The organism is Cellulomonas sp. P5_E12, from assembly GCF_054049315.1.
Genome location: NZ_JBFUMP010000004.1, coordinates 121,194 through 142,606 on the forward strand (window position 1 = coordinate 121,194; position 21,413 = coordinate 142,606).

The following is a 21,413-nucleotide window of genomic DNA, read 5'->3' on the forward strand; positions in this document are numbered from 1 at the left end:
CAGCCACTTCCTCGGACGTTGCGTGTCGGGCTGGGTCAGCGCTCGTCCAACCAGGTCAGCGCTCGGGCGGGACGGGGTTGGTGTGCCAGATGCGGTCGATGTAGTCGCGCATGCTGCGGTCGGACGAGAAGAACCCGGACCGCGCGACGTTGAGCACGGCCGACCGCGTCCACGCCTCGGTGTCCGCGTACGCGAGGTCCACGCGCTCCTGGGCGTCGATGTACGCCTGGTAGTCCGCGAGCACCAGGAACCGGTCCTCCGACAGCAGGTTCGACACGATGGGCTCGAACGTCGTCCGGTCGCCGTCGGAGAACGCCCCCGACGCGATGAGGTCGAGCGCGTGCCGCAGCGAGCGGTTCTTCTCGTAGTACGACGTCGGGTGGTAGCCGGCGTCGACGATCTCGGCGACCTCCGGCTCGAGCAGCCCGAACAGGAAGAAGTTGTCGTCGCCCACGAGCTCGCGGATCTCGACGTTGGCACCGTCGTCGGTGCCGATGGTCAGCGCCCCGTTGAGCGCGAACTTCATGTTGCCCGTGCCGGACGCCTCCTTGCCGGCGAGCGAGATCTGCTCCGACAGGTCGGCCGCCGGGATGAGTTTCTCCGCGAGCGTGACGTTGTAGTTGGCGGGGAACGCCACGGTGAGCCGGCCCTGCAGCGCCGGGTCCGAGTTGATCGTGCGCCCGACGGCGTTGATCAGGCCGATCGTCTGCTTCGCCATGCGATACCCGGGGGCGGCCTTGGCGCCGAACGCGAACGTGCGCGGCGTGACGTCCTCGATCTTGACCGCTCCGGACGTCACCTGGTCGTACAGCGTGACCACGTGCAGGAGCTTCAGGGTCTGCCGCTTGTACTCGTGCAGCCGCTTGACCATGACGTCGAGCATCGTGTCGGGGTCGATGGTGATGCCGTCGCGCTCGGCGAGGACGTCGACCAGCCGCAGCTTGTTGGCGCGCTTGACCTCGCGGAACGCCCGTCGGAACTCGGCGTCCTCCGCGAGCGGCTCCAGCTCCTTGAGGCGCTCGAGGTCGGTGACCCAGCCGTCGCCGATGGCCGCCGTGATCAGCTCCGACAGGCCAGGGTTGGCCAGGCGGACGAACCGGCGCGGGGTGACCCCGTTGGTGACGTTGGTGAACTTGTCCGGGTAGTAGTCGGAGAAGTCGTGCAGCACCTTGTCCTTGAGCAGCTGCGAGTGCAGCGCGGCCACGCCGTTGACCTTCGCACCGGCCACCGTGGCCAGGTACGCCATCCGGACGGCCCGCTCCGGGTACTCCGCGATGATCGACATGCGGCGCACGCGCAGCTCGTCGTCGGGGTACGTCTCGCGCAGCTCCTCCATGAAGTCCTCGTTGATCTTGTAGATGATCTCGAGGTGCCGCGGCAGCAGCTTGCCCAGCAGGTCGACGGACCACACCTCGAGCGCCTCGGGCAGCAGCGTGTGGCAGGTGTACGCGAAACACTTCTGGGTGATCGCCCAGGCGTCCTCCCACTCCCACTTGCGCTCGTCGACGAGGATCCGCATGAGCTCGGGGATCGCGATGACCGGGTGGGTGTCGTTGAGCTGGAAGATGATGCGGTCGGGCAGGTTGTGCAGGTCGAACTCCGGCGGCAGCACCTGGTCGATGAAGTCGCGCAGCGAGCACGCGACGAAGAAGTACTGCTGCTGGAGGCGGAGCTCCTTGCCCTGCGGCGTGGAGTCCTCCGGGTACAGCACCTTGGAGATGTTCTCCGCGAAGGTCTGCGCCCGGACCGCCTGCGCGTAGTCGCCGGCGTTGAAGATCTCGAGGTCGAAGGCCCGCGTCGCCCGCGCGCTCCACAGCCGCAGCGTGTTGACGCGCCCGTTCTCGTAGCCCGGGACCATGTAGTTGTACGGCACGCCGAGGACGCTCCAGCCCGGCACCCACCGCGAGCGCTCGACGCCCTCGTCGTCGTAGTGCTCGGTGTGGCCGCCGAAGTCCACCGTGACGGCCGACTCGGGGTGCGGGAACTCCCACGGCGAGCCGAGGGCCAGCCAGTTGTCGGGCTTCTCCACCTGCCAGCCGTCGACGAACGTCTGCCGGAAGATCCCGTACTCGTAGCGGATGCCGTAGCCGATGCACGGCACGTTCATCGTCGCCAGCGAGTCGATGAAGCAGGCCGCCAGCCGGCCGAGGCCGCCGTTGCCGAGACCGGGCTCGACCTCCGCCTCGCGCAGCTCCGCGAGGTCGATGCCGAGCGACTTCAGACCGTCCTCGACGACCCCCTCGAGGTCCGACGCCAGCAGCGCGTTGTCCAGCTGCCGGCCGAGCAGGAACTCCGCCGACAGGTACGCCACCGACTTCGCCTGGATCTCGAACTGCCGTCGCAGCGTCGCGATCCACCGCACCATCAGGTAATGGCGGACCGTCCGCGCCATCGCCAGGTACTTGTCGTTGACCGAGGCCTTGGTCAGGTCGGTGCCCTGCCCGAAGTTCAGCTCCCTGAGGAACTCGCGGACGAACCCCTCCACGGTGTGCTCGGGGGTGGCGATGGGTGTCGTGTTGTCCGTCACCCGTGCCACGGTAGCGGGCGAGTGTGAACTGGTCATGACATGGTGATCACTCGTAACAAACGGACTGGTCACACCGCTGCTGGGGATTCCGCTCGCCGGGGCCTGTCTCTAGGGTGGCTCTCAGGGAGGACCCTCCCGCTGCCGCCGACGAAGGAGCGCGTGCGCCCATGGTCGTCTTCCTCATCCGCGCGTTGATCTTCCTCGGTTCCGCCGCCCTCGGGCTGTGGATCGCCTCGCTGATCGTCGACGACTTCTCGGTGAGCGCCGAAGGCTTCCTCGTCGCGGTCGTCGTGTTCGCGGCCCTGCAGAGCATCCTCACGCCGTGGTTCGTCGTGATGACGCGCAAGTACGCCAACGCGCTCACGGGCGCGGTCGGGCTGGTCTCGACGGTGGTGTCGCTCTGGATCGCGACGCTTATCAACAACTCGATCACGATCAAGACGGGAACCGCCTGGGTCTTCGGCTCGCTCACGGTCTGGCTCGTCACCATGCTCGCCACGCTGGTCCTGCCGCTGATCTTCCTGCGCAACCGGATCGACAAGAACCGCGCGGCGACCGCCTGACGCTCAGGGGGTCGGCCTCACCAGCGGGAAGAGGATCGTGTCCCGGATGCTGAGCCCGGTCAGGTTCATGACCAGGCGGTCGACGCCCATCCCCATGCCCCCGGTCGGCGGCATCGCGTACTCGAGCGCGGTGAGGAAGTCCTCGTCGACCTGCATCGCCTCGGGGTTGCCGGCCGCGGCGAGCAACGACTGGGCCACGAGCCGGCGGCGCTGGTCCAGCGGGTCGATCAGCTCGGAGTAGGCGGTGCCCTGCTCGGAGGCGAAGATCACCAGGTCCCACTTCTCGGCCAGCCGCGGGTCGACGCGGTGCTCGCGGGTCAGCGGCGCGTTCTCCTTGGGGAAGTCGGTGTAGAAGACCGGCGTTGTCGTGGTGCTCTCGCAGAGCTCCCCGTAGATCTCCTCGAGCACGACGCCCCAGGTCGCGTCCGGCTCGAGCTCCAGGCCGATCGCGTCGGCGTGCCGGCGAAGGACCTCCAGGGGCGTGTCGGCGGTGATCTCGTCGCCGAGCTTCTCCGAGACCGCCTGGCAGACCGTCTTCACCGGCCAGGTGCCCGACAGGTCGTACTCGGTGAGGGTGCCGTCCGCGTCGGTCCGACGCGCGACCGGCGAGCCGTACACGGCGGTCGCGGCCTCCTGGATGATCTCCTGCGTCAGGACGCGCATGGTGTCGTAGTCGCCGTACGTCTCGTACAGCTCGAGCGACGTGAACTCCGGGTTGTGCTTGAAGTCGACGCCCTCGTTGCGGAACTGGCGGCCGATCTCGAACACCTTCTCCATGCCGCCGACGACCAGCCGCTTGAGGTGCAGCTCGGTCGCGATCCGCAGGTAGAGGTCCATGTCGTAGGCGTTGATGTGCGTCTCGAACGGGCGCGCGTTGGCACCGCCGTGGACCACCTGGAGCATCGGCGTCTCGACCTCGGTGAACCCGCGGGCGTGCAGCGAGTCGCGCACGCTGCGCACGACCGTCGCGCGCGTGTAGGCGATGTCGCGCGCGGCCGGCCGGACGATCAGGTCGACGTAGCGGGCGCGGATGCGCGCCTCGGGGTCGATGAGGCCCTTGTGCTTGTCGGGCAGCGGCCGCAGCGACTTGCTGGTGATCTGGAGCGACCGGGCCCGAACCGAGAGCTCCCCCCGACGGGTGGTGACCACCTCGCCGGTGACACCGACGTGGTCGCCCAGGTCGATGTCGTGCCGCCAGAGGTCGAGGTCGTCGGGGCCGACGAAGTCCGCACCGACCATGACCTGGAGGTCGCCGGTGCCGTCGCGCAGCGTGCCGAAGCCCAGCTTCCCGCCGTCGCGCTTGCGGATGAGCCGGCCCGTTACCGACACGGTCCGCCCGGTCACCGTGTCGGGGGGAAGGTCCCCCGCCTCGGCGCGCACGGCGGCCAGCGTGTGCGTGCGGGGGTACGTGACCGGGTACGGGTCGATGCCGCGGGCGCGCAGGCGATCCGCCTTCTCGCGGCGCACCCGTTGCTGCTCCGGGAGCCGGTGGGCCGACAACGCCTCCTCGACCGCGTCCGGGGCCTGCGGGATCTGCGCCTCGACGGCCGCCGCGTACTCGTCCCCGGCTCGGTCCAAGGCGTCGGTGGTCTTCCCCCGCCGGTTCAGCAGGCGCAGCGACGGCCGCGTGAGGAAGCCCTCGGCGCTGCCCGCGGCCGTGCCGACGCGCGGCAGGTCCGAGGTGTACTCGAAGCAGATGAAGCGCGGCTGCCACTCGGGCAGGTACTTCGCGTTCGAGCGGTACAGCGACTCGAGCTGCCAGTTGCGGCTGGCGAGCACCAGGGACTGCCGCCAGAGCCGCGCGATGGGCCCGGCGCCCACCTCGGCGCCGCGCTCGAACGCCTCGCGGAACATCGCGAAGTTGAGCGACACCCGGCCCGCGCCGAAGGCGGTCGCCCGCTCGGCCAGCGACGCCAGCATGAGCTCGACCAGCCCGTTGTCGGCGGTCGGGTCGCGACGCATGAGATCCAGCGAGACGCCTGTGCGCCCCCACGGGACGAAGCTGAGGAACCCGCGCAGCCGCCCGTCGTCGTCGAACGCCTCCACCAGCACGCAGTCGCCGTCCAGCCGGTCGCCCAGCCGGCCGAGGGCCATCGAGAAGCCGCGCTCGTCGCCCCCGTCCCCGCGCCACTGCGCGGCCGCCGCGTCGAGCGCCGCGAACTGCTCGGCGTCGAGCGACTCGTGCTTGGACACCCGGGTGGTGTACCCGCGCCGCTGGAGCCGGGTCACCGACTGCCGCACGGCCTTCATGCCGGCGCCGGCCAGCGAGAACGTGGACATGTCGAGGATGGCCTCGTCGCCGATCTCCCAGGCGGTCAGCCCGGCCTCGGTGTACGCGAGCGCGCCCGCGGTGCCCGCGCCCATCACCGCAAGGGACCACCCGTTGGTCCGAGCCTGCCGGCGCCACTGGTCGATCGCGGCCGCCCAGGCCAGCGGATCGCCGACCGGGTTGCCGCTGGCCAGGCTCACCGAGCCGACCACTCGGTAGGACACCCCCGCCCGCGCCGTCGCGGCCTCCCCCGACTCCCAGACCACCGACTTGTCGCGCCGCGTGGCGAAGTACCCGAGCGAGTCCTCGGACCCGAACTCCCGCAACAGCGTGCGGACCCGCGCCTCGTCGGCGGCGTCGAGCGTGTGCGTGTACGCCGGCGAGCGGAACAGCAGGACGGTCGAGCCGACGACGGTCGCCGCCGCGAGCAGGTTGATCACCGCGCGCACCCACAGCGGCGCGGTCGCGGCGCTCGCGTCGTCCACCTCGCCGATGTCGCCGAGCATGCTGTCCCACACGAACAGGGCGGACGAACCCGTGGTGGGCGCGTGGCCGAAGGTCGCGACCAGCCACGAGCCGACGACGAGCACCACCACGCCGCCCACGAGGAACAGCGCGAGCGCCCGCAGGAAGCTGCCCCGGACCGCCTTGGCCCCGAACTGCCGACGCGAGCGCAGCAGCACGACGAGGACCGCGGTGATGAGCACGAAGCCGATCAGGTTGACCGGCGAGCCGCCCTCGAGCAGCCGCAGGACCCGGTCGAGCTGCGGGAGCACCACCCACCAGACGACGAGGATCCACCAGGCCGACCGCATCCGGCGGTGCAGGGCGATCCCGACGCTGGCGAGCAGCGCCGCGTAGACGAGGTTCGGGATGATCGGCAGCGCCAGCATCGAGACGAGGTCGTCCTCGCGCGCGAAGTACTGCCGCCACGGGGGGACCGCTGCGGCGACCAGCACCAGGGCGCTGGCCAGGAACATCACCGCGGCGAACCGGTCAGGCCACCGGTCGTCGAGGCGGTCGCTGTCGCCGACCTTCGGGCGGCGGTCCAGGGGCACGGCGACCGCCGCGTCGTCCCCGCCGGTCGTGGTGACGACCTCGGCCATGTACTCCCCGCTCTCCGTGCGCCGCCCGCCCGGCGAGCCTTCAGTGGAACCTAACGGCGCACGGAGGAACACGCTAGATCGCTCCCTCGGACGCGCCCGCACATCGTCGGGAACTCGGGTGCCCTCGGGTCCGTCCGCGTGGGTACTGTCTCGGCATGGCGCGCGGAGGCGGGATGCTCGAGGTCGAGCTCCTCGATGATGACGGCGCCCCCGCACCGAGCCCCGAGCATCGCCGCATCCCCCGACGGTGGCTCGTCGTGGCCGGCATCGCCACCGTCATCACCGTCGCCCTGACCCAGTGGGTCGGGGCGGCCCGCGAGCGCGCCGCGATGGCGCAGCTGGCCGAGGTGCCGGGGGTGCTCAGGCCGGTCGACGACACCCTGGTGGTCGCGCGCCGGGTTCCCCCAGCCGAGCTCGGCGTGCTGTACGCCGACACCGGCGGCGTCGTGGACGTCGCCGGCGACGGCTCGCAGACCATCACCTGGAACGGGTGGACCACGGAGCTGACCGGCGCCGATGAGAGGTTCGCCGACGCCGAAGGGGACGTGCTCGTCGGCACGACGTGCGAGCTGGACAGCGCTCCGGGCGCTGAGCCCAGCACGGCCTCGCACCTGGTGTGCCTGGTCACCGACGGAGGCTCGATCGTCGACGGCGGGAGCGGGTTCGCCGAGGTCCCGGCTACCGCGCGCCGGGTCGTGGTCCTGTCCGCCGACGACGGCACCGTGCTCGCGCAGTGGCCGGTCGACCGAGGCGACAGCATGGCGCTCTTCTCCGGCGGCGTGGTGCTCGGGTCCGCCACCCCCCGGGACATCACCCTCACGGCGTACGTCTCGCTCACCGGCGAGCAGCGGTGGTCGCACGTGGACCGGCAGCCCGAGGGGTTCGCCCTCTCGGACTCGGGTGTGCGGTACGTCTCGATCTTCCGCGCCGGGGAGCTCCTCGGGTACGCCCCGTCGGGCGGATCGCTGCAGCTGGTCGGTACGGACGGCACCGTGGTCCGCCGGATGAGCGACACGGTCGGCGACGGCAGCTGGGGCTGGATGACCGATCCGCGCACGGGCCTGCTCGTCATGCAGAGCGTGGACGCGACGGGCTCCCCGCGGACGACGTTCGTCGCGGCCGACGGCGACCCGGACAGCGACGTGACGGTCGACGGGCAGCCGCTGCGGGTGACGGTCGACGACGGCAGCGTCCGCGGACTGCTCCTGACGTCCGCCGATGGCGTGCACGCCTGGGACGCCGGCACCGGCGCGAGCCGGTGGACGCACGACGTCGGGCTCGTCTCGAACGCCCTCGTCCTGCGCGGCGGCGTCTACCTCGCGACCAGCCGGGAGGTCGTCGCGCTCGACGGCCGCACCGGCCGGGTCCTGTGGACCACCGGCCGGGCGACCGACCTGGAGCCGCGCGCCGTCCTGACCGACGGGCAGCATGTGCTGGCAGCACTCGGCGGGGCGACCCCCGCACTCGTGGCCTACGACCCTGCGGGCGGTCACGAGGTCTTCCGGGCGCCGTACCCGCCCGGCGTCACCGAGGTCACGGCGATCGGCCGCAGGTTGGTCGGACGTGACCTGGCTGCCGACGAGTACGAGGTGCTCGAGTGAGCGGGCCGCGCCCGGTCGCCGTCCGCGTCGTCGTCGCGTGGGCTGTCCTGGTCGCCGCCGGTCTGATCGGCTGCGCCGCCGTCGTCGTCGCCCACGCCTGGGTGCCGGTGACCTCGTGGGAGAACAACTTCGTCGACCGCGGCGTGTTCGCCGTAGCCGAGCTCCTCGTCGCGATGGCACTCATGCTCGCGTTCGGCGCGCGGGCGCTCCGGCGGGCCGGGCGGACGGTACTGGTCTCGTCGCCCTTCGTGATGCTGCTGCTGGCCGCCGTCTGGGGAGCCATCGACTCGTTGGTCGAGCGCTCGGCCGGCTCCGCGACCGTCGCCGCGGCGTGCCTCGCCGCGGGCGGCGTCCCCTTGCTCCTCCTGAGGACCGCGCCGGCGCGCGCGTGGGTCGTGTCGATACCACGCCCGCCCCGCGACCCCCGCGCGGCGCGGATCTCAGCCGAGTGGCAGACCCGCCTCAGCCCCTACGCGGCGCGCCGCCCGCTGGTGGTCCAGCTCGCACGCCTGAGTGCCTGGCTGTCGTTCGTCGTCCTCTTCGTGTCCTGGGTCTTCGGGGCGGTGAACGGGCCGACGACCGGGTGGGTCCTCGCGGCCGTCGGGACCACGGGCTTCGCGGCCTCGATCGTCCTGTGGCGACGGTCGATGCGGGCGGCGCGAGACGACCTCGCGGCGCAGCACGGCCTGCCGCCCGGCTCGTGCCGCTGGGTCGAGTTCGGCGACCTGGTCGTCTTCGACGCGACGCTCGCGCGCGCCGTGCGGACCCACAGCCCCGCCCGCTGACGGCGCCCCTCAGAAGGCGTCGCGCCGCTCGACCCACGAGGTCTCCGCGGAGGAGATCGAGTCGACGACCGTCCGCGGCGGCGGGGTGTGCCGCTCCGTGCCGCACCGCCGGCACCGCCAGGTGGGGTTGTCCGCGGTCGACGCCGCGACGAGCACGAATGGATGGTCGACGGGGGGCTCGCACACCCACCACGTGCGACTCGGTGGGCGCTCCGGCGCGCTCCGGTCCCGGACCGCGCCGACGACCGCGCCGGCCTCGACCGACGCCACCAGGGCCAACGCCATGGCAAGGAGGGCCTGGCCGATGCCGAACTCGCCGCCGACCGTCATCCGGAGCACGAGGCCCACCACGGCGCCGAGCGCGAGCACCACCACCGTCGACCGGGAGATCAGCCGTCGTCGCCGCACGGCGCGCCTCCACTCGTCGCCTCGCGGCGACCTCGGGCTCCCTCCCGACCGAGTGTCCTCCTCGGTCCGGAGGCCGGGAAGGGCGTCGCGGCGTCACCCGGGAAAGCGAGAGGCGCACCGCGTGACCGCGGTGCGCCTCTCTGATGTGCGCCCGAAGGGACTCGAACCCCCAACCTTCTGATCCGTAGTCAGATGCTCTATCCATTGAGCTACGGGCGCATGGCCCCGCAGGGCCGGAGACGACGATACAGGCCAGAGGCCCGGTCGCCCAAACCGGATGGCCGTGACCCGGGACACGGTCGTGGCAGGATCGCGGCCATGACGACCACGCACCGGTTGGGCACCGGGGGCGGCCGCTGGGGCATGCGGGCCGACGTGCTGCGGCACGGCGACGGCCGCGACAGCAGCCGCGTCGGCTACGTCGAGCTGTTCTTCGACCTCGTGTTCGTCTTCGCGGTGACGCAGCTGTCGCACTCGCTGATCGCGCACCCCGACCTCACCACGCTGCTGCACACCCTGGTGCTCGGATGGGCGGTGTGGTGGCTGTGGATCGACACCACGTGGGTGACCAACTGGCTGGACCCCGACAAGGTGCCAGTCCGCACGATGCTGCTGGTCCTGATGCTGCTCGGGCTGGTCATGTCGAGCGCGATCCCGGAGGCGTTCGAGTCGAAGCCGCTGGTGTTCGCGGTCCCGTTCGTCGCGATCCAGCTCGGGCGCACCCTGTTCACCCTCTGGGCGATGGGCCGGCACTGGCCCGAGAACGCCGTCAACTTCGTGCGGATCGCCGTCTGGCTGGGCGTCTCCGGCGCGTTCTGGATCGCCGGTGCCCTCGCCGACGAGCACGTGCGGCTCGTGCTCTGGGTGATCGCCGCCCTCATCGACCTCGTCGGCCCCCGCGCCCTGTTCTGGGTGCCGTTCATGGGACCGACGGACCCCACGACGTGGGCCGTGCGGGGCGACCACATGGCCGAGCGCGTGTCGCTCTTCCTCATCATCAGCCTGGGCGAGTCGATCATCGTGACCGGCACGGCGTTCGCGGAGCTGGAGCTGACCGGCACGACGCTGCTCGCGTTCCTCGCCGCGTTCGTCAGCACGGTGCTTATGTGGCTGCTGTTCTTCGACCGGTCCGAGCAGTCCGCCACGGCCTACTTCTCCCGGCAGGACGAGCCCGGCATGGTCGCGCAGACGGCCTACACCTACGTGCCGTTCCTGCTGATCGTCGGCATCGTCCTGACCGCGGTCGCCGACGAGCTCGTCCTGCAGCACCCGCTGGGCCACACGAGCACGTGGACCGCGGGGCTGGTCTGCGGGGCGGCGGCGGTCTACCTGCTGGGCAACGCCTTCTTCCGACGAGCGACCGGCGGCCGGTGGTCCTTCCCGCACCTCACCGGCGTCGTCGTGGTGCTCGCGGTGTTCCTGCTGCGGGACGCCCTCACGCCGCTGGCGCTGAACTGGGTGTCCAACGCGGTCCTGCTCGCGGTCATCGTCGGCGACATCGTGCTGAGCCGGAGACAACGAAAGCCCGGTCCGAGGGACCGGGCTTTCTGAGAGCGGAGACGGTGGGATTTGAACCCACGGAAGGCTTACGCCTTCACGACCTTAGCAGGGTCGCGCACTAGACCGGGCTATGCGACGTCTCCAGGACCAGCACAGGGTACCCGTGCGGGTGGCCCACCTCCAAAGCGGGGTCTGACCTGCGGCGGCGCGTCGTTTCATTCCCGGCGTCGACCGTGAACATCGCCACAGCTTGCCGACTGCAACTTTCTGAGGGACGGCTGAGAGGATCGCTGCGGACCCGGCCGAAAACTCGTTGACCGGCCCCGGCGGCACTGGTGTGCTGATCCCGGCGCCCGTCTCGTCGGGTCCGCCCTCGGACCCCCAGCGGTCCCCCTCTCCCCTGGCGAAGCCGCCCCCCTTCTCCTCATCGGAGTGCTCTATGTCCGAGCCTGCCCTCACGACCGTCGCGGACGCTCCGTCGACGACCGAGACCCCCGATTCCCGCCGCTGGCTGATCCTCGGGATCATCGCCATCGCGCAGCTGATGATCGTCCTCGACTCGTCGATCATGAACATCGCCCTGCCGTCCGCCGCGAAGGACCTCGGCATCGCGTCGGCGGACCTCCAGTGGGCGATCACGTCGTACACCCTGGCGTTCGGTGGACTGCTGCTGCTCGGTGGGCGCATCGCCGACTACCTCGGCCGCAAGACCACGTTCGTCATCGGCCTGGTCGGCTTCGCCTTCGCCTCCGGCCTCGGCGGCGCCGCGGCGACGGAGGGCCTGCTCTTCGCCGCTCGCGCTCTGCAGGGCGCGTTCGCCGCGCTGCTCGCGCCCGCCGCCCTCGCGCTCATCACGGTGACCTTCACGGAGGGCCGCGAGCGCGCCAAGGCGTTCGGCGTGTTCGGCGCGATCTCTGGCGGTGGCGCTGCGATCGGCCTGCTGCTCGGCGGCGTGCTCACCGAGTACCTCAACTGGCGCTGGTGCCTGTTCGTCAACCTGCCGATCGCGCTGGTCACCGGCGCGCTCGCCGTCCGCTACCTGCGCGAGTCCAAGGCGCCCGGCGACACCAGGCTCGACGTCCCCGGCGCCATCCTGGCCAGCCTCGGCCTGGCCACGCTGGTCTACGGGTTCACCGAGGCCGCCAAGCAGGAGGTCCGTCCGGACGGCACCCTGGCGACGGTCGGCTGGACCGACCCCACCGTGCTCGGCTTCCTCGGGTTCGCGGTCCTGTGCCTGGTGGCGTTCGTTGTCGTCGAGACCCGGGTGAAGAACCCGCTGCTGCCCATGCGCGTCGCGCTGGACCGCAACCGCGGCGGCTCGTACCTGGTGTTCTTCCTGGTCGGCGCCGGGCTGTTCTCGATGTTCCTGTTCATGACGCTCTACTTCCAGAACGTCCTGGGCTACACGCCGCTGAAGGCCGGCTTCGCGTTCCTGCCGTTCAGCATCGGGATCATCGCCATGGCCGGCGTGGTCGCGCAGCTGCTGCCGCGCGTCGGGCCGAAGCCGCTCATGCTCGTCGGCCTGGCCCTGGCCACCACCGGCATGCTCCTGCTGCTCCGCACCACGCCCGAGTCGTCCTACGCCACGAGCGTGCTCCCGGGCATCGTCGTGATGAGCCTCGGCATGGCTGCGGTCTTCATCCCGGCGTCGAGCACGGCGCTCGTGGGGGTCGGCAAGCACGACGCCGGCGTCGCCAGCGCCCTGCTCACCACGTCGCAGCAGGTCGGCGGCTCGTTGGGCCTCGCGCTGCTGAGCACGTTCTCCCTCAGCGCGACGGCGAACAAGCTGGCCGACCTCACCGCCGGCGGGGCCGACGCGTCGGCGGCGACGACGCTCGCGACCGCCCAGGTCGCCGGTTTCCACGTGGCGTACCTCGGCGGGGCGATCCTGCTGGCCCTGGGCTTCGTCGCGGCGCTGACCCTGATCACGGCCAAGAAGGACGACCTGCCGGCCGAGTCGGCGGTCGCCGCCTAGGCAGTCCGTGGGGGCGGCGGGTACGCCCGCCGCCCCTCCGCCGCGAGCCGCGCGATCTCCTCGAGACGCGCGGCTCGCGTCGTCTCACGCTTGGCGTGCACGAGCCACTCGAGGATCGTGCGGCGGGCAGAGGGCGGGAACGCGTCGAACTGCGCGCGCGAGCCCGGGTAGTGGTCGAAGGCCGCGGCGAGGTCGTCCGGCACGACCAGGTTCTCGACGTCGTCGAGCAGCGTCCACGAGCCGTCCGCCTTCGCCGCGTCGATGAGCGCCCGGCCCGCGTCGGTCATCCGGCCGTCGGCCTCGAGCCGCACGATCCGCTCCTTGTTGGTCCGCGCCCAGCCGCTGCCCGGCTTGCGCCGCGTGAACCAGAGCGCGCGGCGCTCGTCGTCGATCGTGCGGCCCGCCGAGTCGATCCAGCCGACGCAGAGCGCCTCCTCGACCGCCAGCTCGTACTTCACCGCGGGCCGCCCGGTGGGCGCCTTCCACGACACCAGCCACGCGCCCGACGACGTCGCGTGGTTGGCCAGGAGCCAGTCCCGCCACTCCTGCACCGTCTCGACGTGCACCCACGGGGCGTCGTCCCTGCCGACCATGCGCTCCCTCCTCTGCGGTGCTACGGCGCGGAGTAGCGGGCCGTGGCCGCGATGGTTCGCGCGCGGTCGGCGCGCGTGAGCTCGCGTTCCGTGGTCGTGACCTCGCGGTCGTCGTGGCGCAGGTTCTGCTGGGCCAGGCCGACCTCGCGGTCGGCGGCGACGGCGGCCTTGCCGGCGGCCGCGAGCCGGCGGCGGACCTCGGCCAGCTCGCGGACCAGGTCGTCCTCCTCCTCGTGCGCGCGCCTGGCGGCCTCCTCGGCCCGGGACACCTGCGCGGCGGAGTCGTCGCGGGCGGCGACGGCAGCGTCGTGCCGCTCCCGTGCCTCCCGTGCGGCCCGGTCGGCCTTCTCCCAGGCGGCCTGGGCCTCGTCCCGCGCGCGCTGCTCGCGCTCCTCCCGGCGCTGGCGTCGCTCGCGCTCGGCGCGGGACTCCGCGCTCTCCTCGGGCTCGGGCGCCTGGTCGGCGGTCGCGCGCGTGGGGCGGGAGGCGCCCGAGCCGCCGACGACGGTGAGGCGCGGACGGGCGGGCGGCTTGCGCGGCGCCGCGTCCACCTTCGTCGACGAACCTGCCGACGAGCTCCCACCCGTCGTCACCGATGCGCCGCCCGCACTGCCGAAGCCTGAGTACTCGCGCGCCGCCGTGAGCCGTCCGGAGACGACGTCCCGGGCGACCTCCGGGTCCGCCAGAGCCGCGGTGAGCGTGGCGTCGAGCTCCTGCGTGACGGCGTCGCCGATCTTCTGCTGCGCCAGGCGCCGCGCCCGGGCCACCAGCGAGCGGACCAGCTGGCGGCGTTGCGACGACAGCTCGCGCAGGGCCGGGCCGTCGAGCGACTTCTCCGCCTCGCGCAGGCCCTCGCCGAGCGCGACGATCTGGCCCGCGAGGGCGGGGTCGTCGCGGACCAGCAGGTTGACCAGCCAGGCCGAGACCGTCGGCTTGCGCAGGTCGCCGATGGCGGCCGCGAGCTCCTTGTCCCCGTCGGCCTTCGCCGCCTTGACGGCTGCCGTGCGTCGCGGAATGAAATCCGCCGGTGCTCCCCCGTAGAGGTCGTCGACGACGTCGTCGAAGTCGCTCATGGTCCGACCCGCGGGGTCTCCAGCTCGAAGCGGACCTTGCGCTGCGGCACGGACGCCTCGAGCAGGCGGACGCGGACGTCCTCGCCGAGGGGCAGACCGGCGCCCTCGATGCGGCCGCGGACCGCGGGGTCGCGCAGCTGGACGATGCCGGCATCGCGGTCGGCGCGGACGTCGACGATCGCGCCCTCGAACACCTCGCCCTCCCGGCCCGTGAGCAGGGCGGCCTCGACGAGGTCGATGCACCCGCGCTCGAACTCGGCGGCGTGCTTGTCCCCCGACGCCATGAGCCCGGGCAGCTCAGGCAGGGCGTCGCGGACCCACGTGGGGACGGGCGTGCCAGCACTGAGGGCCAGGCAGGTCTCGCCGACGAACCGGTCCACCAGTCGGCGCAGGGGTGCGGTCGTGTGCGCGTAAGGCGCGGCGATCGCCGCGTGCATCGTGAACGCGGGCAGCTCGCCGTCGAACGCGACGTAGGCGGCGCCGCGCAGCAGCGAGGTCGCCTCCGTGAGCAGGGCCGCGTGCGCGGGGTTGGCGGCGTCCAGGTCCCGGATGACGTCCCCCGGGGTAGCGCCGTCGGGCCACGGCACGCCGAGCGCGTGGGCGGACAGGCGCAGGCGCGCGACGTCCCGGGGGTCGGCGTCGGGCAGGGTGCGCAGGATGCCCACGCGGCCGTCGAGCATCAATCGCGCTGCGCACATGCCGGTGAGCAGGGAGATCTGCGCGTTCCACTCCTCGACCGGCAGGGTCGCGCGGCTGCCCAGCCTCCAGACGCCGTCGGTGCCCTGCTCGACCACCTGCTCCGGCGTGGGGAGGGTGATGCCGCCGCGCGCGCGTTCCGCCGCCTCCCGCAGGGTGCCGATCTCGCGCAGCAGCCGCAGCGACTCGTCGGCGGAGCCGTCGTCCAGAGCGGTCTGGGCGCCGACGTACGTCAGCTGAGCGCGACTCCGTACCGAGGCGCGCACGACGGTCGTGGACACGGGCTGACCCTCGGCATCGAGGTCGATGGTCCAGAGCAGCGCCGGGGTCACCTGGTCGGGGAGCAGGCTCGCGGCACCCTCGGACAGCACGGGCGGGTGGAGCGGCGTGCGGCCGTCGGGGGCGTACAGGGTCTCGACGCGGTCGCGGGCCTCGTCGTCGATCGCGCCGCCGGCCTTCACCCACGCGGCGACGTCGGCGATCGCGTACTGCACGCGGAATCCGTCGCGCCGCCGGGCGAGGTGGACGGCCTGGTCCAGGTCCTTCGAACCCTCGGGGTCGATGGTGACGAACGGGACGTCGGTGGCGTCGACCCGCGGGAGGTCCGGCCCGCTGCGGATCACGGACGCCGCCTCCGCGAGCACCGCCGGCGGGAAGTCGGCGGGGACGTCGAGCTCGCGGCGCAGGGCGTCGAGACCCCGTCGGACGAGGACGTCGACCGCCTCCCCCTGCGCCTCCTGCGGCGGGCGGGCGTGCAGCTGGACGTGGCGTCGGGGCACGTCGCGAGCCTAGGCGGGCGGCGGCGCGCACGCCCGTCATATGCGGGTGGCTCGTCGACGGGAGGATGGCCCTCGCGCGCCGTCGGCGGCGAGGGCCATCCGTTCCGTCTACGGGGCCAGGGTGATGCGCCCACCGGTCGGGACCGGGTACGGCGCGGCCTGGCTCGAGTGATTGCCCAGGTAGGCGATGAGCACGTCGAGGTCGCTCTTGCCGACGAACACCTTGGTGCCGTTGCGGATGGCGGTGAATCCGTCGCCGCCCCCGCCGAGGAACTCGTTCATGGCGACGCGGTAGGTCGCCGTCGGGTTCACCGGCACGCCGTTGATCGCGACCGAGACCAGTCGGTTCTCGTTGAGCGCCCCGGTCGGCCGAATGACCTCGCTGACGTTCGCCGAGACCTGCAGGACCTTGGGCGCGCTGCCCTGGCCCACCCACTGCTGGCCGAACATCGTGATCACGTCCGCCCCGGACATCGAGATCACGTTCATGATGTTCGTGAACGGCTGGACCGTGAAGGCCTGACTGTAGGTCTGGGCACACGGCGCCGTGGCGGGGACGCAGACGAAGTCGCCACGGATGCCCCCGGGGTTCATGATCGCGAAGTCGGCGCCACCGGTGTTGAGCGGGTCCGTCTTCAAGCCCTCCAGCTGCGCGTCGGCGATGAGGTCGCCGGCCGGCGACTCGCCCGACGCCGGGCACAGGGTGGTGTTGCAGCCGCGGCCGAGGATCGTGCCGCCGATGTAGCCGACGACCGTGTTGGCGATCGGACCGAGGTAGGTGTTGTAGCGGCCGATGATGTCGGTCTCCGCCTGTGCGGGCGTGACGTCGCGGAGGACCGGCATGTTCGTCGCGACCACCGACGGACGGACGATGTCCTTGGTCCGTGGGTCGTACTTCAGCTCGATGTCCGTGTACAGGCGCCCGAACGACGAACCGCTGGTCACCATGCGCGGCTGGCCCAGGGGGTCGGGGATGTTGCACGTGTACGCGGTGTGCGTGTGCCCCGTGACGATCAGGTCGACGGCCGGGCTGATCTGCTGGGCGATCGGCACGATCGCGCCGCTCAGGCCGAGGCCACCGCCAGCGTTGCAGTCGTAGTTGTAGGAGCTGCTGGCGGGCGTGCCGCCCTGGTGCAGGAGGACCACGATCGACTGCACGCCCTCGCGCTGCAGCTCCGCCGCGTACTTGTTGGCGGTGGACACCTCGTCGAGGAACGAGAGGCCTTGCACGCCTGCCGCGGTGACGATGTCCGGGGTGCCCTTGAGCGTCATGCCGATGAAACCGATCTTCACGCCGTCGAGCTTCTTGACGACGTACGGCTGGAACAGGGTCTCGCCCGTCGCGTCGACCACGACGTTCGCGGACAGGAACGGGAAGTCGGCTCCCGTGAACGAGCCGGGCCCGGCGGGACAGCTGTCGGCGGCGGGCGTGCCGTCCGGGTTGGTGCGACAGCCGCCGTTCTGCATCCGCTTGAGCTCGGTCGAGCCCTCGTCGAACTCGTGGTTGCCGACGCTGGTGACGTCGAGCTCGAGCGCGTTCATCGCCTCGATGGTCGGCTCGTCGTGGAACGCCCCGGAGAGCAGCGGGCTTGCGCCGATCAGGTCACCAGCGGCGACGGTCACCGAACGGTCGTGGCCCTGCCGCGCCTGCGCCAGGTGCGTCGCGAGGTAGGCGACGCCGCCGACCGTCTGCGCGACCGTCGTGCCGTCCGGGTTGAGCCGGGTCACCGTGCCCGACGACCCCGTCGGTGGCTCCAGGTTGCCGTGGAAGTCGTTGATGGCCAGCAGCTGGATGTCCTTGTACCTCTGCTCGCCGGGATCACCGGGCCCGTGCTCCGCGAACGCAGGCGCCGCCAGCAGTCCTGACGCCGCGGCGAGCCCCGCCGCAGCAATCGTCGTTCCGAGTCGCACGGACCATCGAGACATAGGTTCCTCCGACGTCGTCGTCGAGCACGATGCAAGGAGGTTGATGCTCCCACCCGTCGGCCGACTTGGGAATGGGGCAAAAGGGTGTGATGTCCACGACCCGACAACGGCCCAGCGAGCCGAACTCCGCGCGGTCTCCTAGCCTGCGGGGATGCTCCAGCCGATGTTCCGCCGCCGAGCCCTCCTGCGGGCCGTCGGCTTCGGCGTGGGCGTATCCGTGCCCGTCTTCCTCCTCGCCTACCTGGTGCGCGCGGAGGCGCCCGGGCTGATCCGGTTCGACGAGGAGACGATCGCCGCCGCGACCTCGTTCACCCGTGAGCACCCGGCATTCCTCCGGACGCTCCTGGTGTGGCAGAAGCTCCTGCAACCGGTGTGGGTCAACCTCGCCGGTGGCCTGGTGTGCCTGTGGGTCTGGCGACGGCACGGCCTGGCCACCCGGGCGATGTGGGCCTTCGTCACCCTGATGTCCGCGTGGGTGCTGCAGATCGGTGCGAAAGGGCTGGTGCAGCGGGCCCGCCCCGTGGTGGACGACGCCCTCGAGCACGCCCCCGGGTCGAGCTTTCCCTCCGGGCACGCGACGAACACCGCCGCAGCGGCCGTCACGCTCACGCTTCTCGTGTGGCCCTTGCTCGGACGGCGTGGCCGGGTCGTCGTCCCGGTCGTCGCCGCCGCCGTCACGCTGATCACCGCCGCGGACCGCGTGTTCCTCGGCGTGCACTACCCGTCCGACGTCGTCGCCGGCATGCTGCTCGGCACCTCGATGGCCGGCGCCTCGTACATCGGCTACCAGGGCTGGAGCCTGCGGCCCCCCACTGAAGGGATCTCATGACGCTCCTCGTCGGCGAGACGAAGAAGCCCAGCTCCGTCCGGACGTTCGTGCACCGCTACGAGCTCGACACCTCCCGCCCCGCGTTCGGCTCGGCGTGCCGCGATCTCGCCACGCGGGCTGTGCTCCCAGGCGTCCTGTGGTGGCTCGTCATGGTCGGGATCGGCCTTCTCATCGTGGGGCCGCTGCACGACCTGCCCGCGGAGACCGGGGTCAACAGGTGGTTCGAGGCCCGCCGCGCCGCCGGCCTGAACTCCCTCACGCTGTGGCTGTCGAACTTCGGTCAGACGCAGTACGCCATCGCCGTGTGCGTGCTCGTGGTGGCGCTGTTCTGGTGGCGCACCCGGCAGTGGTGGCTGGCCGTGGTCCCGGCGATCGCGCTCGGACTGCAAGCGATCCTCTTCTACACCTCCTCGCTGCTGGTCGGCCGCGGGCGGCCCGACGTCGCACTGCTGGACGACTCGCCCCCCACCACGGCGTTCCCGAGCGGCCACACCAGCGCCTCGGCGGCGCTCTACGTGTCGCTCGCGCTGCTCTCCCAGCGGATCACCCGACCGTGGCTGCGGTGGGGACTGACGGTGATCTGCCTTCTCGTCCCGGTCGCAGTGGCGACGGCCCGCCTCTACCGCGGCATGCACCACCCCACGGACGTGCTCGTCGGCATGGCGAACGGGCTCGTGTGCGCGTTCCTCGCCTGGCGGTACCTGCGCCGGGACGTGTGAGCCCCTCGAAGGCGCTACCCGTGGACGGTGACGAACGGCGGGGTCCGACGGGCGGAGGGCGTGGGATTCGAACCCACGAGAACGGGGTTGTCCCGCTCCAACGGTTTTCAAGACCGTCTCTTTCGGCCGCTCAGACAGCCCTCCCGCGCGGGCCTCGAGCCCGTCGCGGCACGAGTCTCCCACAAGCCCTGGCGCCGACGTGGTCTAGACCAGTCGAGTCGCCCGCGCGTCACCGACCCGTCCTGGAGGCGGCCAGGCAGCGTTCCGTCGTCGCTCTCTCCGGGGGCTGCATGCACGCCCCCCGCGCAGTTCGTCGCGGCGGCCGGCAAGCTGCCGGCGACGGTGACCATCGCGAACACCGGCGGACGTCCGTCGCCACCGCCGGGCAGCGAGGTCCGGTCGGGCGCGGCCCCCGCGGACACCGACCGAACGCTCCCGTCGTGGGCCAGCGCGCGGAGGCAGGCCCGTCCGGACGGGTTGCGAGCCTTCTGGTCTAGACCTCATGATGAGTGTCGCACCGTGCGGTGGACAACCGGTCAAGGCGCGCACGAGGCACACGACGGAGCGGGGTTGCGCGTGGACGAGTGGGAACACAGTGCCGGTCACAAGTACCTCGTGGTGCGCGACCACCTCGCCGACCTCGTCGCGCAGGAGCTCCGGGTGGGCGACGCGATCCCCTCCGAGCGCCGCCTCAGCCAGCAGTTCGGCCTCTCGCGGATGACCGTGCGGCAGGCGGTCGACACGCTCGTCAGCGACGGTGTGCTCGTCCGCGAGCACGGGCGCGGCACGTTCGTCGCACCCCAGCGCATCGACTTCGAGATGCGGCTGACCTCGTTCGGCGAGGAGATGCGCCGTCGCGGCATGGAGCCGGCGACGACGGTGCTGACGGCACAGGTGGTTGCCGCGACCCCTGACGTCGCGACCGCGCTCGATATCGAATCGCGGCAGAGGGTGCACTTCCTGTACCGCGTGCTCAGCGCCGACGGCACGCCCATCTGCATCGAGCAGGTCTGGGTGCCCGTCGCGCTCGCGCCCTCGCTCCTCGACGCCGGACCGCCCGCGAGCATGTACGGGGCGTTGCGCGACCTGGGCCTGGCACCCGAGTGGGGCGAGGACACGCTGTCAGCCGACGAGGCCACCGACACCGAGGCGTCGCTGCTCGGGCTGGGCGACGCCCGGGTGGTGCTGCGCGCCGAGCGCCGCACCCACTCCGTCGACGCGGCGATCATGTTCTCCCGCGCCTGCTACCGCGCCGACCGCTACAGCGTCCGGGTCCCCTTGCGGGCTCCCCGACCGGCGACGGTGCCGCGCCGCCGCCCCGCGCTGGACGCGTCGTGGGCGTGACCCGCCTCGAGATCGCGGTCCAGGACGTCTCTGGCGCGGCGGTCTCGGCCGCGCTGGGGGCCGACCGGATCGAGCTCTGCGCCGCGCTCGCCGCGACCGGGGGCATCACGCCGTCGATCGGGCTGCTCGACGCCGTCCTCGCCACCGTCCCCGCGAGCGTCGGCGTCCACGTCCTCGTGCGGCCCCGCGCGGGGTCGTTCGTCTACTCCCCCGACGAGCTCGATGTCCAGGTCAGGGACGTGCGGGCCGTCGTCGCGGCGGGGGCGGCCGGCGTGGTGGTCGGCGCGCTCACCCCCGACGGGACCGTGGACACGACGGCGCTGGAGCGATTGGTGGAGGCCGCGGACGGGCGCGAGGTCACGTTCCACCGCGCTCTCGACACCGTCTCGTCGCTGGGTCCGGCCATCGACGCGCTCGCGTCGCTCGGCGTCGTCCGCGTCCTGACGTCCGGCGGTGCGGCGCGCAGCATCGACGGGGTCGACCGCCTCGCCTCGACCGTGGCCCTGGCAGCCGGTCGCCTGCAGGTCATGGCCGGCGGCGGGGTGCGGCCGGCCGACATCCGCGCACTGGTCGCGGCCGGCGTCGACGCCGTGCACCTCTCGGCAAGCCGGCACGTCGACGAGTCCGGCGGTCCGGGAGGCGGCTCGTCGGGCTGGACGACGACGGACCCCGCCATGGTGGCCGAGGCCGCCGCCGCCCTCGGGCGCCGCTGAGGGCCGG

The 21,413-nt window shown here is 72.0% G+C and carries 16 protein-coding genes and 3 tRNA genes; 9 read left to right on the top strand and 10 right to left on the bottom strand.

Annotated features, from left to right (window positions below):
* Positions 1–55 precede the first annotated feature (55 nt).
* Positions 56–2,563: a glycogen/starch/alpha-glucan phosphorylase gene (locus tag ACXJKA_RS04735; protein ID WP_456824025.1), complete on the bottom strand. Its 2,508-nt coding sequence runs from the start codon at positions 2,561–2,563 to the stop codon at positions 56–58.
* A 131-nt stretch (positions 2,564–2,694) separates the two neighbouring features.
* Here ACXJKA_RS04735 and ACXJKA_RS04740 point away from each other — a divergent pair, with 131 nt between their 5' ends.
* Positions 2,695–3,090 carry a hypothetical protein gene (locus tag ACXJKA_RS04740; RefSeq protein WP_456824026.1) on the top strand — a complete coding sequence of 132 codons (396 nt, stop codon included), beginning with the start codon at positions 2,695–2,697 and terminating at the stop codon, positions 3,088–3,090.
* Between the two features lie 3 nt (positions 3,091–3,093).
* Here the strand turns inward: ACXJKA_RS04740 and lysX are convergent, their stop codons facing one another.
* Positions 3,094–6,465 carry a bifunctional lysylphosphatidylglycerol synthetase/lysine--tRNA ligase LysX gene (lysX, locus tag ACXJKA_RS04745; RefSeq protein WP_456824027.1) on the bottom strand — a complete coding sequence of 1,124 codons (3,372 nt, stop codon included), beginning with the start codon at positions 6,463–6,465 and terminating at the stop codon, positions 3,094–3,096.
* A 155-nt stretch (positions 6,466–6,620) separates the two neighbouring features.
* Here lysX and ACXJKA_RS04750 point away from each other — a divergent pair, with 155 nt between their 5' ends.
* A complete protein-coding gene (locus tag ACXJKA_RS04750) occupies positions 6,621–8,066 on the top strand; it encodes a hypothetical protein (protein ID WP_456824028.1) in 1,446 nt (481 codons plus the stop codon).
* Positions 8,063–8,851: a hypothetical protein gene (locus ACXJKA_RS04755; protein ID WP_456824029.1), complete on the top strand. Its 789-nt coding sequence runs from the start codon at positions 8,063–8,065 to the stop codon at positions 8,849–8,851. The genes ACXJKA_RS04750 and ACXJKA_RS04755 overlap by 4 nt, the downstream gene beginning before the upstream one ends.
* A 9-nt stretch (positions 8,852–8,860) precedes the next feature.
* On the opposite strand, the gene ACXJKA_RS04760 is transcribed toward ACXJKA_RS04755, so the two are convergent.
* Both ACXJKA_RS04760 and ACXJKA_RS04765 read right to left on the bottom strand, forming a co-directional pair.
* On the bottom strand, positions 8,861–9,259 hold the full coding sequence (locus ACXJKA_RS04760) for a hypothetical protein (RefSeq protein WP_456824030.1): 399 nt from the start codon (positions 9,257–9,259) through the stop codon (positions 8,861–8,863).
* Positions 9,260–9,405: 146 nt separating this feature from the next.
* Positions 9,406–9,478: transfer RNA gene (locus tag ACXJKA_RS04765), tRNA-Arg, on the bottom strand.
* A 99-nt stretch (positions 9,479–9,577) separates the two neighbouring features.
* Between ACXJKA_RS04765 and ACXJKA_RS04770 the strand changes: the two genes are divergently transcribed.
* Entirely contained in the window at positions 9,578–10,810 is a 1,233-nt protein-coding gene (locus ACXJKA_RS04770) for a low temperature requirement protein A (protein WP_456824031.1), read from the top strand.
* A gap of 3 nt (positions 10,811–10,813) precedes the next feature.
* Here ACXJKA_RS04770 and ACXJKA_RS04775 read toward each other — a convergent pair.
* Positions 10,814–10,902, bottom strand: a tRNA-Ser gene (locus ACXJKA_RS04775).
* Between the two features lie 296 nt (positions 10,903–11,198).
* Between ACXJKA_RS04775 and ACXJKA_RS04780 the strand changes: the two genes are divergently transcribed.
* Positions 11,199–12,734 (top strand): MFS transporter, encoded by a 1,536-nt coding sequence (locus ACXJKA_RS04780; protein WP_456824032.1) that lies wholly within the window; start codon positions 11,199–11,201, stop codon positions 12,732–12,734.
* Here the strand turns inward: ACXJKA_RS04780 and ACXJKA_RS04785 are convergent.
* The 4 genes from ACXJKA_RS04785 to ACXJKA_RS04800 form a co-directional block, all read right to left on the bottom strand.
* Complete coding sequence (locus ACXJKA_RS04785) at positions 12,731–13,327, bottom strand: YdeI/OmpD-associated family protein (protein ID WP_456824033.1); 597 nt, start codon at positions 13,325–13,327, stop codon at positions 12,731–12,733. The genes ACXJKA_RS04780 and ACXJKA_RS04785 overlap by 4 nt on opposite strands.
* A 20-nt stretch (positions 13,328–13,347) precedes the next feature.
* Positions 13,348–14,400 carry a hypothetical protein gene (locus ACXJKA_RS04790; protein ID WP_456824034.1) on the bottom strand — a complete coding sequence of 351 codons (1,053 nt, stop codon included), beginning with the start codon at positions 14,398–14,400 and terminating at the stop codon, positions 13,348–13,350.
* On the bottom strand, positions 14,397–15,875 hold the full coding sequence (locus ACXJKA_RS04795) for an RNB domain-containing ribonuclease (protein ID WP_456824035.1): 1,479 nt from the start codon (positions 15,873–15,875) through the stop codon (positions 14,397–14,399). Before ACXJKA_RS04795 ends, ACXJKA_RS04790 begins: the two co-directional genes overlap by 4 nt.
* A gap of 108 nt (positions 15,876–15,983) precedes the next feature.
* Positions 15,984–17,786, bottom strand: coding sequence for a bifunctional metallophosphatase/5'-nucleotidase (locus ACXJKA_RS04800; protein ID WP_456824036.1), 1,803 nt, complete (start codon positions 17,784–17,786; stop codon positions 15,984–15,986).
* 166 nt (positions 17,787–17,952) lie between these two features.
* Here ACXJKA_RS04800 and ACXJKA_RS04805 point away from each other — a divergent pair, with 166 nt between their 5' ends.
* Entirely contained in the window at positions 17,953–18,630 is a 678-nt protein-coding gene (locus ACXJKA_RS04805; protein WP_456824037.1) for a phosphatase PAP2 family protein, read from the top strand.
* A complete protein-coding gene (locus tag ACXJKA_RS04810; RefSeq protein WP_456824038.1) occupies positions 18,627–19,349 on the top strand; it encodes a phosphatase PAP2 family protein in 723 nt (240 codons plus the stop codon). Before ACXJKA_RS04805 ends, ACXJKA_RS04810 begins: the two co-directional genes overlap by 4 nt.
* Before the next feature lie 52 nt (positions 19,350–19,401).
* On the opposite strand, the gene ACXJKA_RS04815 is transcribed toward ACXJKA_RS04810, so the two are convergent.
* Positions 19,402–19,493 (bottom strand) — tRNA-Ser (locus tag ACXJKA_RS04815).
* Positions 19,494–19,925: 432 nt separating this feature from the next.
* On the opposite strand from ACXJKA_RS04815, the gene ACXJKA_RS04820 reads away from it, so the two are divergent.
* Positions 19,926–20,693 (top strand): GntR family transcriptional regulator, encoded by a 768-nt coding sequence (locus ACXJKA_RS04820; protein WP_456824039.1) that lies wholly within the window; start codon positions 19,926–19,928, stop codon positions 20,691–20,693.
* Entirely contained in the window at positions 20,684–21,406 is a 723-nt protein-coding gene (locus ACXJKA_RS04825) for a copper homeostasis protein CutC (protein ID WP_456824040.1), read from the top strand. The genes ACXJKA_RS04820 and ACXJKA_RS04825 overlap by 10 nt, the downstream gene beginning before the upstream one ends.
* Positions 21,407–21,413 lie beyond the last annotated feature (7 nt).